This window comes from Marinagarivorans algicola (assembly GCF_001292705.1).
GTDB classification, from domain to species: domain Bacteria; phylum Pseudomonadota; class Gammaproteobacteria; order Pseudomonadales; family Cellvibrionaceae; genus Marinagarivorans; species Marinagarivorans algicola.
On the sequence record NZ_LGAK01000056.1, the window covers coordinates 1 to 13,599 of the forward strand.

Below are 13,599 nucleotides of genomic sequence, written 5' to 3' on the forward strand. Positions count from 1 at the left end.
GTATGTTCAAAACGTACTCACCTATGCGGTCATTTACGAATACCGCATATCTTCTAGCACCAGCCCAAGCCTTAATAAACCGAATATCGATAAACCTAACCCCAATGCTCCCCGCCAAACAACACCAAACAACACTGCCAGACACACCGCAGCACAACCGTTAAATGCGGCCTCAAATCAAAGCCCCTCTTCTTGGCAAAAAGGCACATTACTGCGCGCACAAGAGGCAAATATAACCTTGTAGGCTATGCTAGTAAGTAGGGTTAAGTTGGCTCATGAGCCGCTGCTGTCAAGCGGCTCATCATAGCGGTACATTCAGCGTATTGTGTAATGCTAAAATCGAATAGCGCTAGATCGAGCAATCGATTCAAGGGTGTTTAATACCTAGTACTTTTAAACCTAGTACTTTTAAACCTAGCACTGAACACCATTGCCATTAATGCCCTCACAATTGACGCTATAACATTCACTGCCAAACAAAGCGCGTCTTTATGCACAGCGTCTTGCCATACAATTTCGAGTTTAAACAGTAAACGGTTTAAGCAAACAGTTAAGGATGTAAACCTGAATGCATAAAAAAGCAGTGATCACGCCACAAACACCACCATCATCCATCACGCTCGACGATTGGTCTCATGTACGTGAAACTATTAATATGCTCTATTTGGCTATTTGCCAAATAGAGGCCACACTATCAGACAGTAACGCTTCTGTAGAAACGCTCACCCACTCTTTCACCGCTTTGGCAGAGCACAATCACGCAATGAATGCCAACATACAAGCCGTTAATGAGCCACAAGATTTAGAAGCGTTTAAAAAAACAATCGCCGATACGACCGACAAAATGAATGTTAATATTAAAAAGTCGGTTCAAGCCTTTCAGTTTTACGACCGTGTGTGTCAACGCCTTGATCATGTTTCGAGCAGCCTAAAGACGGTTTCTGGTATTATGAGCAATAATGACTCGCTACACATCCCAGCAGAGTGGCGACGCATTCAAAATACCATTAAAAATAGCTACACAATGGAAGCCGAGCACGCGATGTTTGAGCATATAATGCAAGGCGGCAGCATTGAAGAAGCTTTAGACATTTACCAACAACATTTCAACCAGTACACCTCGCACCCGCGCAATGATGCTGACAATATAGAACTCTTCTAAGCGACGTACCAATGAACAAGCCCTTATTTGCTCGGCAAGCTATATTTAACAAGGATTTAAAGGTGGAGGCTTACGAATTACTCTTTAGGGGAGATACGCTTAATTGCCCTACTGAATTTGATGGTGACAAAGCCAGCTCACACGTTTTATTGTACGCCTTTGGCGAGCGTCGCATAGAAGACATTACCGGCCAAAAAGATGCTTTTATTAATTTTACGCGCAATTTACTCGTTTGCCCGCCACCGCTACCAGCCTCGCAATTAGTTATTGAAGTACTCGAAGATATTCACCCTGATGACATTGTATTGCGCTCGTTAAGCGAGCTCAAAAAACAAGGATACCGCATAGCACTGGATGACTTCTTGCTCACCGAGCACAGTAAATTATTATTACCTTTTGCCGATATTATTAAAATTGATGTTTTACAGTTAAGTGAACAAGAAATTCGCGAACATATGCTCGCACTCAAAAAACCCAATCTTCAATTTGTGGCCGAAAAAATTGAAACCCACGAAATATTTAAATTATGTTGCGAGCTAGGCTTTGATTATTTCCAAGGCTATTTTTTAGCCAAGCCCCAAATTGTAGAGGGCAAAAAAGCGCAGCAGGGTACGCAATCTATATTACAAATTTTGGCTAAATTGACCGCCAATAACGCCGATTTTGACGGCATTGCACAGGTTTTATCCTCCGATCCAGGCTTAAGCTTTCGACTTTTAAAAATGGTTAACTCACCCATTTTTGGCAGCGGTCGTCACGTTGAGTCTTTAAGCCAAGCAATTGCCATGGTCGGGCTAGATCGCATTCGCAACTGGTCGACTTTTTTATTACTCGCCAGCAATAGCCACAAGCCTAGCGAGCTTTGCATTATTAGCAGTACACGGGCTAAGTTTTGTGAACGATTGGCAATAAAATCAAAAACATGCGATGCCAGCCAAGCCTTTACTGTCGGCTTATTATCTATGCTCGATGCTCATCTTGATATTGCCATGGATCATATCCTTAGCCAACTCAATTTAAGCCCCGAACTAAAAAACTCATTAACCGGAGCCAAAAAAACAACACCCGGTTTATTTTTGAAAGCCTGCAAAGCACTCGAACATCAACAGTGGAGCGACATTCCGACGGGTTCATTAATGGCATTAGGTATTGATGAGTCCGACATTAGTACCGCTTACACAGAAGCGCTATGCTTTGCTCAAGACTCCAGTGGATTTTAATGCACGCGCAAGGCGATACATCATTAGAATTGCCCCTATAAAATTGCCCTATCAGCGACCAATCTCGGTACTGACGAACAGTCTGCCTACTATTGCTTATCAGCTACGACCTATCAGGCTCATAGCACTCACACACTTCACGCAGTATGCCTGTCGCATATTCGCCAGGCGGCAAACTAAAAATTAAACGTAATGTCACGGCGTCTTTATCGTCAAATCCCCACATAAAGTCTTGCGGCACACTGCAAAGCTTACGACGCTCTTGGCTTAAACCCAAGTGTTCTAACGCATTGGCCCAAGCACTCATGCTGTGCAAGGCCTCTTGCTCAATCATCAATGCACGACCAGCTGTATGACTGCGCCCGCGACCCCATAATGGCGCCGTAGCCACGTTCTCAGGTAACGTTGAGCCTTCGATTAATGGTTTGGCGTTTTGGGTCACACACTGATTGAGCGCACTCGCATGCCCCTCATGTGTAACATCGCCGTCAATGACACACTGCCACGTCTCGCTTTTAACGCGTTCGGCAAGTACGCAGTTAAATAAATACGCGCGCGCAGCAGATAATATAATACCTTTGGGTTTACGCGGTTTATTGCGGCCCTTTTTAGTGGTGGGCGCTAGAGTGGTGCTATCGCGTGACGCTTTGACTGCCTCTTGTTGCAGCAAAAAACGATCAAACTCTTGCAAGTTATTACCATTGCGGCCAAATCGTTGTAGTCCAAAATAATTGGGCACGCCACAGGCTTTAATTTGCTCAAGCTTAGCCACTAATGGCGCCTGTATTGAGGCCAATGCTAAATCACTAAACACCAACGTGATAATAAAGCCGTTACCCGCGTGCATACCTCTTCGCAATTTAGCTTGACCGCGTGTTACCTCAAGTATTTGGCTGTTAGGCAATGCAGGTGCTAAGCGGGCCTTAAGATCATGTATTGACTGCTTGGGATCATAAATAGAAAACCACTGCCGCGTAATTGCATGGCGATCTTTTAGCCCGCAAAAGCCAATATCTAGCGCTTTAACACCAAGCGCTTTAGCCATTTGATCCGCTAGCCACTGTGTATTATCACCATCACTTTCCGTGTGAACATACCAATGCTCGCCCTCGCCTGCAGGCTCAAAACCTAGCTGCTCGTGCACCACAAAATGTGCATTTTCGCCTTTTAATAAAGCCCGTAAGGCAGGCTTACCATACGCATAAGGGAAATCTAACGGGTATTTGGCATCAGTCATAATATTCAATCAATTCACTAAAACCACTTATTCTACCCGAGCAACGCTAAGGCCCATAACAAAACTTACTGCAAAAACGAGATGATATTGCCCTTTTAAGCAACAATCGATAAAAATTTAACCCCTACAATACCCAATACTGATTACATGCTTCGTTTTAAGGCCATAAATATAACTGTTAATACCACTATCTTACTCACTCTTATCTAATAAGATATGCTGGATACTCTTGTGGCTATTTAAAGTGCCTGAGATAACCCAGGTGAAAACGCAGGCGCTCAAAGTCGCAGAGGGTTCACGCAAGCCAGAAAACCATTTACGGAAGAACAATTTACGAACATCCTAAAACAATTTACGGACACCCAGCATCAGGGGTATACGTAATCACCTAGCAATATTGATATTGTTTTACACAATCAAAAGGGCAGAATATGCTTATAAGGTTAGCGCATCTCTTTTTAACGCTTACATGCGTTGTTTTACTATTGATCGGATGCACATATAAAAACCCTAACAACAATGAAATAGAGCTTCCGACTATCAAGCTGGCCAACTCATCTTATGAGGCCATCACGGTACCCGACTTTTCACAGTACACGAATATTAAAAATAAAAAATCTGATTTTTTTACCTTTATCAGAGATTATGTCATCACTGAAAATGATCGTATAGCGCACCTAAGATCAACCGTAATGGCACTTAAAAAAAAGCCCACTGACTCACTCACAAGCAAAGAGATTGAGTGGTTAGACACATTAAAAGAAACCTATAACATCGACCAAACAATAACCGGTGAAGCACTGTTTACATTAATCGACAGGCGCTTGAGGCCAGTACCTGAGTCACTCGCACTGGCGCAAGCTGCACTAGAGAGCGGTTGGGGTACATCACGCTTTGCACTAGAGGGTTACAATTACTTTGGCCAATGGTGTTTTGATAAAGGCTGTGGCATGGTGCCTACTGCACGAGCCAGTGGTTTGAAACACGAAATTGCCGTTTTCAAATCGCCCCAACATGCTGTCGCAGCGTATATTCGAAATATCAATTCGCATAAAGCGTTTAAAAAGGTCAGAGATATTCGCTATCAACTCGCTCAACATCAAAAACCCGTTACAGGTACAGCCCTTGCCGAGGGCTTAATCAAGTACTCAGAAGAAGGCGAGCATTACATCAATAAAATAAAGAAAATGATAAAAATAAATCAACTCGAAAATAAAGCGCTCAGCTCAATACGCTCAAACGAAACGACTCATACAAGTACTAGCAGTCATCATAATGCGGCAAAATAACATCACCACTCTCAAGTGTGTCGTTTAAGCTGGACCATAATAATCAATATGAAAATGACTCGCTGAAAGACTGACCTGACAAATACTTTTTGTGTGACGCCCCGGCCGCGACATATTAAAGCCTAACGAAGGATTATGTGCACAGTGAGTTTGATGTAGTTGCAACACCGCTTTTGCATCAATACTGTGTGAATCAATACTGTGCGAATCAATATCGTGTGAATTAAGAGGTCTTTTATTGAGATTCTGCAATAACGTATTAAATGCATTCAGCCTATAGGCTTTTGCCTCGTCATAATCCACCGATGAAGAGGTATAAAAAAAGCGATCCACAAATGTCTTTTGCTCATAGCGCCACTCAAATCCCGTCCATGTTAAACAATTAAGTTCGGGCTGAGCATCGGCTACATTGAATATAAAAAGATCAAACGGTGCAAACTTACGACTTTCAAAGGCTTTAACGGTACGCTTAAAAGCCGCAGCATCAGGGCATGCCAATAACTCTTCAATTAAACGCCCTCGACTTTCAAGTGGCTCTGGCGGCATTTGATTGATACTACTTGTGCGCGTATTCAATACCTCAGCGTCTTGATAGCGATTAAGCAAAGCTAGGGCACAGCCTTGCATAACACCAAACCAAGAGCCTCCGGCTTGCTTATCGACCGGCCGCCAACTACACCATTGATTATTTTTAATTGTTGCAACTGGCTCCCCTTCTGTACGCCCTAAGGCCTCATCGCGATTCATGGTAATTAACCAGCGCTTATCAGTCTTTTCAATAATTGTTAACGTACACATTTATTATATACCCGCTCAAAACAGTTAAAGCGACTTAAGATAATGCAACGGTATTTCAACCGTCATATCGCTATTACCAAACCATAAAACACCATCGCTAATAGTCGCGGTGAGCGCCATATTCAGGGTCGCCAAAGGCGCTAATTGCTCAATAATATCTTCGCCGGCATCAAGAACTTTTAATTTTTTAAAACGCTCAGCTTTTGCCTCGGTGGTTTGCCACCAAGGTGCCGTATGGCGCCCATAAGCAACAACAATCACCTTGTTAGCCAAACCAGAAGCCTTAGCTAAACGTTTTTCATCTGGCCAACCCAAATCAATCCAGGTTTCAATGAGCCCAGTATCGTCTTTTTGCCAAAGGTCAGGCTCGTCCGTGGCACATAAACCGCGTGTAAAGCTCATATTTTCACTGGCGTACAATGCAAACGCAGCGAGTCGCAAGCACATACGCCCTTCGGTTTCAGAAGGGTGGCAGGCCACTTTAAAATTATAAGTATGGTAATGATGGCGCTCGGTATCACTCACTGTGAGCTCTACTTTATGAACTGTTGCTTTTAAAGCCATGTTTTTCTCGATTAAATAAAATTTAATATTGATGTGTCACTAATGTATCGAATAACTGTGCGTATTGCTGCTTAAGCGTTAGCCAGTTAAGCTTATCAATATTGGGGGCTGACAGAGGATTAGCCCCTTGATAATGATTAATAATGGCATGGGCTGCCTGCTCGGCCAACAAACACTCTTTTTGAGTTACTGCTTCACAAGCACCCGCCGAGCCAAATAAATAATCGCCAGCAAAAAACTCAGGGTATGCCACACGATGAGGTAATAAAGGCACGCAACCTGCCGCCACAGCATCCATCACCGCTAAACCTTGAAAGTCATGCGCAGCCGTAGAAAGTACAATATGGCTACTTTTTAACACCGACAAATACTCAGGCCGTGGTAAATACCCCCATTCGCCTAACCAGTTTTTTTGCATCAGTAATGTTTGTAACGCTTCAAAAGCTTTAGGTACCTGCCTAAAGCGCTGCCCAACAACATGCCAGCGCAAATTAAGATGGGGCGCCATTTTATCGAGCTGCTGCACAATCGCTAATAATAATTCAGGGCATTTATCGTATTCCCAGCGGTGATTCCATACAATAGTTAAAGGCTCCTCTAATGTATCAAACGTTGTTAATTCACGGGGAAATTTTAATGTATCAGCAGAATGCAAAGTAGTACTTTGGGACTGGCTATTATCTGCTAAAGCAAAGTATTCGGGCTCAATCGGTACAGGTAATACCTGCGATTTTTGCTGTATATTTTCAACAATACCGAAAGGAATCTGATCGGGTAATTTTTTTAATAAGGCCGCCACTCCCGCTAAAAAAGTGCTTTTATTGTATTCGCTATTAAAACAGACTTTATTGGCGGCCAAGGCGCTGTATAGCGTGACCATTTGAGGTTCAATACTGTTATGACCATGCGAGGTAGTTGGGTAAGCAAATTGATTTTCGTGAAAATAAACACACGTCGGCACACTTGCTAAACAAGGCACTAAACCTTTTAGTGTGGCTAAGTCCACCATCGAAGTCGCTATAATGGCATTCCACTTTTGGCTTTGCAGCACTGCTTGCTTACCTAGCGCCCAACTTAACGCATTGCCTCTTATGCGCCAACTAAAAAAGCGCGCAGGTAATGTGAGTACAGTAAAATTCAAAGGCTGGCCAAAGGATAAACATTCGTTTTTTAAATAACGCACTAGTCCTTGATGCCAGCGCTTATGGCTATCGGCATCATAAGCCGATAGCACTAAAATATTGACCACCTATTGGCCACCCATATTACAACAATATTTATACAAAAAATCTTTACACAAAATAGACATCATTAACAACAATTACACCATACCCTCTTCAAACGCTTTACCTGCCAGTAAATGCAGGTGCAAATGAAAGACCGTTTGCCCGGCATCTGCACCATTATTGACAATTAGCCTAAAAGCATTTTCAACACCTAACTGCCGTGCAACATTCCCGGCAGCTAGCATTAAATGCCCCAATAAAGCTTGGTCTGTTTGATCGGCATCGGCCAATGTCGCAATGGGCTTTTTAGGGATAATCAATACATGTGTTGGCGCTTGTGGCGCAATATCATTGATGCAAATGCAATGTTCATCTTCATAAATTTTAGGTGTAGGGATTTCGCCGGCAATAATTTTACCAAAAATAGTGTCGCTCATATTAATGCTCACTTTGCCATTGCTCTTTTTCGTCTAAAGTCATTTCTCGTGCTTCGCCTTCTAGCATCACTGGAATATCATCGCGTATAGGGTAAGCCAAGTTTGCCGTCAAACTCACCAATTCATTATTTTTCGCATCAAAAATAAGAGGCCCTTTGGTTACAGGGCACACTAATATACTGAGTAACTTTTTATCTAACATCGCTTTCACCTTATGATGAGATTGTTTTACCTGACAATTAAATACATCACCCTTAAGAAGCAATCGCTTGCACCCTAAGTGTTTAACCTACGCTTATTGAAGTGCGGGTTTAGCGTTTTTAGGGAACAGTAACTGAGGGTCAATGCGCTCTTTAAACCAGTTCATCCGCCAATCCAAATGCGGGCCCGTTGCACGGCCACTGGCGCCAATTCGAGCAATCAAGTCACCTTGCTTAACTGTCGCACCCACCGTCACTTCAATTTGACTTAAATGAATAAAGGTTGAAGAAATACCGTGACCATGATCAACAATTAAAGTACCGCCAGAATAATACAAGTCATCATCGGCAAAGGTGACTATACCGCCGGCAGGCGCGATAACTTCAGCACCTTTAGGGCCGGCAATATCGACGCCATAATGTGGACTTTTAGGCACGCCATTATAAATACGCTGGCTACCATACACCCCTGTCAATGGTCCTTTAGCGGGCCAAATAAACGTACTCAAAAAGTCACTGCGGTTGTCATTAGCCGTACGGGCTTGGCGCACGGCCTTTGCCTCGCGGCTAATGCGCGCGCTAACGGTTTTAGGCGGCGTAACGTGCTTAGAGGCTACACCTTCTATTTTTTGAGTGACATACTGCCGCTGGGTCACATCAAAACTGAGCGTCTTTTGGCTGCCATTGGCCAGCTTAACCTGCAACTCAACCACCGCAGGCGCATTGCGCCCTAGGCCAAAAACAAAATCACCATCAGGTGTTTGCTGTAATTGCTGTCCGTTATAGATTATCTCTTCACCGGGGGAAGCTTTACCCGTTACCATCGCCCCTTGTATCCACGGACCATTAAGCGTTACAGCCTGCGCTTGTACTAAAAAAGCACTCGCTATCATAGCCCCTATGCCTTTAAAGCTCAGTGAACCGATCAAAAAAAGTGTCTTAAATGATTTCATAAAGTCTGTCACCCCACAATAAGAGCGCTAGTCTAGCCGCTGGAGTCAAAAAATTAAACGAATAAACGCTGTGACACGCCTAGCGCCCTTGTGCCGCTCAAGTATTCAAGCTTAAATAGTGCCTTTACAGTCAATATTCAGCGACACAGGCCCCAAGCATATGATAAAAGCCGTATTTTTTGATCTTGATGGCACCCTACTTGATACCAGCAAAGATTTAGGCGAAGCTTTAAATGCGGTACGCATTGCACAAGGGCTTGCCCCTTTTAGTGACGATATCACACGTAAAGAAGTGTCTAACGGTGCCAATGCCTTAATTAAGCTTGGATTTGGCGATGCGCTAAGTCAAGCACAACACGTCAAGTACCGACAAGCGCTATTGGATAATTACTTGGCACATATCGCCGACCATACTTTTGCTTTTGAGGGTATCACCACGTTGATCACACAACTGGCCAACGCTAATATCGCATGGGGCATAGTGACCAATAAACCGGCACTGTATACCCAAGCATTGATGACGCACTTTCACTTTGCCAGCGCGCCAGTTGCGACCATCAGCCCAGACCATGTCAAAGTGGCCAAACCAGATCCAGAAGGTGTTTTGTTAGCGTGCCAACAAGCCAATTGCCCCCCCAGCCAAGCCATTTATATTGGCGACCACAAACGCGATATAGAGGCCGGGCGTAATGCAGGTACAACGACTATCGCTGTGGGCTATGGTTTTACCGATACGACCACTTGCCATAAGACTTGGGGAGCCGACTACACCGTAGACCTCGCCACTGAAATTTGGCCTATTATTGAAAGCCTCAGCTAAAACCACAATACACCGTACCATAAAGCATTTGGCCCAGTAGCCTGCTCCACCCCATAATAAATACCTCAAAACACCGCTGTTTGTTGAGTATTGCGCACCAAGCTGTAGCGCAGGGCTCAAAAAAACAACGACACATATCTTCGATGAATACCAATAAAGTGATTCTTTTTATGAGCCACCAAAGTGACTTCTTAGCCTATCAAGCACCCGCTAACTGCTTAAACGAGCGCATCATTGTTATTACCGGTGCCGGCGCAGGCATTGGCCGCGCCGTAGCCCTTGCATGCGCTAAAGCCGGCGCCACCGTTGTGCTATTAGGCCGTTCCATGCAAAAGCTCGAGTCCGTCTACGATGAAATCGAGAAAGCAGGCGGTGCCCAACCGGCGATTTTCCCGATTAACTTAGAAAGCGCCACCGAACAAGATTACACCCAATTGAAAAATGCGCTCAAAGAGGAGTTTGGCCGTATTGATGGGCTGCTACATAATGCCGGTAAATTAGGCACTAACACACCAATAGCGCAGTACAATGCGAGTGAGTGGCAAGCTGTCATGCAAGTCAATGCTATTGCCCCTTTTATGTTAACCCAAGCGCTACTGCCACTATTTAAAGAAGCTAAAGATGCCAGCATAGTTTTTACCGGCTCGGCAGTGGGTTATCAAGGTCGCGCTTATTGGGGGGCCTATGCAGCCAGTAAAGCTGCCACCGAAAACTTAATGCAAACACTCGCCGATGAGCAATCGGAGTTGTCTCATATTCGTGTGAACAGCATTAACCCAGGCGCCACACGCACACAAATGCGCGCCGACGCTTACCCTGCTGAGCACCCTAATGATGTGACCCCGCCCGAGGCGCATGCCAATCGCTACCTCTACCTATTAGGGCCGGCAAGCCAAGGGGTTAATGGCCAGCAATTTGAGGCTCAACCTCAATGATGATCGCTCACAAGCGCGCCCTTTAGCGCGCTTACCCACACCTTGATGCGAGACACCCATTATGACGCCCCACTTTTTTGCAGCCTCAAAACCCCATAAACAGCCTCTGTTATTGCGCAAGCTCGATGGTCGCTTACAGCATTTATATGAGTGGGCAACAGCACGCCACTACACTCACATCTGGGATTTATGCTGTGACCATGGGCGCTTAGGCTTGCACTTACACCAAGCCACACAGCAAGCGCAAAGCCACATATATTTAATCGATCAAGTGCCTTCTATTATTAATAGGCTGCAAAAGCAATGTACTAGCCACTCAAAAAATAGACTCACCATAAGCTGCCTCGATGCCAGCAAAATATCATTAGCGGCAGGAAGCCACTGCATCATACTAGCCGGTATTGGCGGTAAAAATGCCGTTGAGATTATTAAAGCCTTATTAGCCAACCATTTAAAACCGCAGGCACAAGCCACACGCGCAATACACATAGATGTACTGCTAAGCCCAACCAATCATACCTATGCTCTTAGGGAGTACCTTCATACAACGCCGCTGGAGGTTGTAGATGAGGCTTTTATTCATGAAAAAGGCCACGACTACGAGCACATGTTTTATCGCCTTAACCTGCTCGCGACACAAAACAGTTGCAAAAAGCATAACCCTGCTGGCTCATCAATATGGCAACCGATGACCTCCACCAAAAAACGCTATTTACACAAACTGATTCAATACCATCAAACCTGCCAGCTCAAACACACATCACAAAGCTCGCCATCCACGGCTTCGCACGCCAGCTATCAAGCGCTGGTCGATTATCAAAATGCCCTCGCGCGCAATGAGTCACTATCAAAAACCCGCGTCTTTTAAAGCCAAACGCTGTAACGCAGCAACGCTAATTGCATCGGTAATTTGACCGTCCAGCGTCATGGCTATTGCTTGCTTTAAAGGCAACTTAAGCACCGTAATATCTTCGCTATCTTCGGGAGCAGCCACCCCCAACGTAATGCCCGTTGCTACAAAAATCTCAGCACGCTCATCGGTCACACTGTTTGATAAATGTAATGTCATTAGGGGTTCGATATAACGAGCGTGCACCCCAACCTCTTCCAGTAATTCGCGCCGAGCACACTCAGCCGGCGCCTCACCTACAGGGGCGCCACCTTCGGGTATTTCGTAGGTTTCTATGCCTAGGGTGTAACGCGTTTGCTTCACTAACCATGTATTACCCTCATCATCAATAGGTACCACGCCAACGGCTGTTCCCTTAAAATGCACTACGCCATAAATGCCTTGTGTATTACCCGGTGTTATCACGTTTTGATGGTGCACACTAACCCAAGGGTTTTCGTAAACAAGTTGACTGTCTAGCCGCTGCCATGGACCTATCGCCTTGGGCCTATTCATAAAATCTACCGACTTGGCACTGTGCGCATTTAGGTTTTTACCTAAGCTTTTATCTAGATGTTCATTTTTACTATTCACAACAATACTCCTATAAGATTATGACAGGCACAGCAACAAGCTTGGCTTACAAATGAATGAGCTCCGCGCCTTCGCGGTATGACGCCGGTATTTTGTCCCATGTCGAAAAGTGTGTCGCGCCTTTACCATCAAACCATTTATACATAACATCTGAAGTCGTATTAAGTGGCGATACTACAGTCGCTGAGCTAGGCTGGTCACTTTGGTTTTGCGTATTACCGCGGGCGGGCTGGTCATGAGTATTGGCTGTCTTCGCGTTCGAGGGGGTCGCTAGAGCACCCATTACGGCCCCCAAAATAGGCTGCATTTTAGGGTGCGTCATTAACGCGGCATTATCGCCACTTTGCATGATGGCTTGAATCTCAGGGTCAGCCATGGCCTCTTGTACCTGTGGGGTTTGCTTAATGGCATCAACTTTTTGCCACACGGCCATCATAGTACTAGCCATCGCTTGCTCTTGGCTTTGCTCTTGACTGCGCGGCACCAGCGTCATCATGCTAGCAATACCCGGCTGGCGGGTAAAAGCCACAAAGTCGGGGTCGTTCATTAGCGTATTCACATCGCCACTTTGCGCGGCCTGCTTCAGCCCTTCGCCTTGCAATAACGCTTTTGTTTGTGCCGAGCCGGTCACGCTTTGCAACTGCGCCATGCCTTGCGCCGGCGCCTTGACTAGCGCTTTTGCTGCTATCACTTGCTCAGACTCTGCCCCAATGACCGTTAAACCTAAGCCGACCGCCTGCGCCATAAAGCCTGAACTCATGCGCGCCAATGTGTGTTGAGGACTAAAACCCGCTTTATTGAGCAGCGTATTGATTGACGATTGTTGTTGCATACTCACCAGTAAACCGACCGCCCACAATGCAACCAATAGCATCGCCAACGCCATAAGCGTATTAACCCCTGCACCCACCAGTGCCAAGGTGCGATTGCCGCGATAGCGCTTAACCAGTGGCCGCGCCAACACCTGCAAACCTAGCCCTACACCTAGAAACAACCCTGCAGTAGCCACCGGCCACTGCCATGCCGGCGGTACAACACCTGCCAGTTTTTGTGCCACTGACCAGCCAAATACAAAGCAAGCCACATACCCTAAAAAGAACCCCAGTACACCGGCAAGCACTTTAGGTAAACCCTGCTTGTAACCGCGCCACGCGCTAAATACCAGCCAGAACATAGCGATTAAAGTCAAAGTATTCATGTATTAACAATTAACTCCTTAGTGTCTTATTTTTTAAGCTTTAGGCGGGTTTAAACCGCCGCTTTGTAATTGCTTGC

Annotated in this window: 16 protein-coding genes; 7 read left to right on the forward strand and 9 right to left on the reverse strand. The window is 45.3% G+C overall.

Annotated features, from left to right (window positions below; translation table 11 throughout):
• The 3 genes from AC438_RS17000 to AC438_RS14380 form a co-directional block, all read left to right on the forward strand.
• The coding region (locus tag AC438_RS17000; RefSeq protein ID WP_162230756.1) for a hypothetical protein at positions 1-244 on the forward strand (244 nt) is incomplete at its 5' end.
• A gap of 324 nt (positions 245-568) precedes the next feature.
• On the forward strand, positions 569-1,162 hold the full coding sequence (locus tag AC438_RS14375; RefSeq protein WP_053981962.1) for a hypothetical protein: 594 nt from the start codon (positions 569-571) through the stop codon (positions 1,160-1,162).
• Between the two features lie 11 nt (positions 1,163-1,173).
• Positions 1,174-2,382, forward strand: coding sequence for an EAL and HDOD domain-containing protein (locus AC438_RS14380; protein WP_053981963.1), 1,209 nt, complete (start codon positions 1,174-1,176; stop codon positions 2,380-2,382).
• A 103-nt stretch (positions 2,383-2,485) separates the two neighbouring features.
• On the opposite strand, the gene truD is transcribed toward AC438_RS14380, so the two are convergent.
• Positions 2,486-3,619: a tRNA pseudouridine(13) synthase TruD gene (gene truD / locus AC438_RS14385; protein WP_053981964.1), complete on the reverse strand. Its 1,134-nt coding sequence runs from the start codon at positions 3,617-3,619 to the stop codon at positions 2,486-2,488.
• Positions 3,620-4,050: 431 nt separating this feature from the next.
• Between truD and AC438_RS14390 the strand changes: the two genes are divergently transcribed.
• Positions 4,051-4,908 (forward strand): glucosaminidase domain-containing protein, encoded by an 858-nt coding sequence (locus AC438_RS14390; protein WP_053981965.1) that lies wholly within the window; start codon positions 4,051-4,053, stop codon positions 4,906-4,908.
• A gap of 24 nt (positions 4,909-4,932) precedes the next feature.
• On the opposite strand, the gene AC438_RS14395 is transcribed toward AC438_RS14390, so the two are convergent.
• The 6 genes from AC438_RS14395 to AC438_RS14420 form a co-directional block, all read right to left on the reverse strand.
• The gene (locus AC438_RS14395; protein ID WP_053981966.1) at positions 4,933-5,706 is read right to left on the reverse strand and encodes an NRDE family protein; all 774 of its coding nucleotides are present in this window, start codon (positions 5,704-5,706) and stop codon (positions 4,933-4,935) included.
• A gap of 24 nt (positions 5,707-5,730) precedes the next feature.
• Entirely contained in the window at positions 5,731-6,270 is a 540-nt protein-coding gene (locus AC438_RS14400; RefSeq protein ID WP_053981967.1) for a YaeQ family protein, read from the reverse strand.
• A gap of 22 nt (positions 6,271-6,292) precedes the next feature.
• A complete protein-coding gene (locus tag AC438_RS14405; protein ID WP_053981968.1) occupies positions 6,293-7,519 on the reverse strand; it encodes a tRNA-queuosine alpha-mannosyltransferase domain-containing protein in 1,227 nt (408 codons plus the stop codon).
• Positions 7,520-7,591: 72 nt separating this feature from the next.
• Positions 7,592-7,933, reverse strand: coding sequence for a histidine triad nucleotide-binding protein (locus AC438_RS14410; RefSeq protein ID WP_053981969.1), 342 nt, complete (start codon positions 7,931-7,933; stop codon positions 7,592-7,594).
• 1 nt (position 7,934) lies between these two features.
• Complete coding sequence (locus AC438_RS14415; protein WP_053981970.1) at positions 7,935-8,135, reverse strand: Trm112 family protein; 201 nt, start codon at positions 8,133-8,135, stop codon at positions 7,935-7,937.
• A 93-nt stretch (positions 8,136-8,228) separates the two neighbouring features.
• Positions 8,229-9,086 carry a M23 family metallopeptidase gene (locus AC438_RS14420; protein ID WP_053981971.1) on the reverse strand — a complete coding sequence of 286 codons (858 nt, stop codon included), beginning with the start codon at positions 9,084-9,086 and terminating at the stop codon, positions 8,229-8,231.
• Positions 9,087-9,246: 160 nt separating this feature from the next.
• On the opposite strand from AC438_RS14420, the gene AC438_RS14425 reads away from it, so the two are divergent.
• The 3 genes from AC438_RS14425 to AC438_RS14435 all read left to right on the forward strand — a co-directional run bounded on the left by AC438_RS14425 (position 9,247) and on the right by AC438_RS14435 (position 11,709).
• The gene (locus AC438_RS14425; protein WP_053981972.1) at positions 9,247-9,906 is read left to right on the forward strand and encodes an HAD family hydrolase; all 660 of its coding nucleotides are present in this window, start codon (positions 9,247-9,249) and stop codon (positions 9,904-9,906) included.
• 170 nt (positions 9,907-10,076) lie between these two features.
• Complete coding sequence (locus AC438_RS14430) at positions 10,077-10,841, forward strand: YciK family oxidoreductase (protein ID WP_053981985.1); 765 nt, start codon at positions 10,077-10,079, stop codon at positions 10,839-10,841.
• A gap of 61 nt (positions 10,842-10,902) precedes the next feature.
• A complete protein-coding gene (locus AC438_RS14435; RefSeq protein ID WP_053981973.1) occupies positions 10,903-11,709 on the forward strand; it encodes an SAM-dependent methyltransferase in 807 nt (268 codons plus the stop codon).
• Here AC438_RS14435 and AC438_RS14440 read toward each other — a convergent pair.
• Together AC438_RS14440 and AC438_RS14445 are read right to left on the reverse strand one after the other, a co-directional pair.
• Positions 11,689-12,324 (reverse strand): NUDIX domain-containing protein, encoded by a 636-nt coding sequence (locus tag AC438_RS14440; RefSeq protein WP_338011129.1) that lies wholly within the window; start codon positions 12,322-12,324, stop codon positions 11,689-11,691. The two genes, AC438_RS14435 and AC438_RS14440, sit on opposite strands and share 21 nt — an antisense overlap.
• Positions 12,325-12,370: 46 nt before the next feature.
• Positions 12,371-13,522: a CvpA family protein gene (locus AC438_RS14445; RefSeq protein ID WP_053981974.1), complete on the reverse strand. Its 1,152-nt coding sequence runs from the start codon at positions 13,520-13,522 to the stop codon at positions 12,371-12,373.
• Positions 13,523-13,599: the final 77 nt, after the last annotated feature.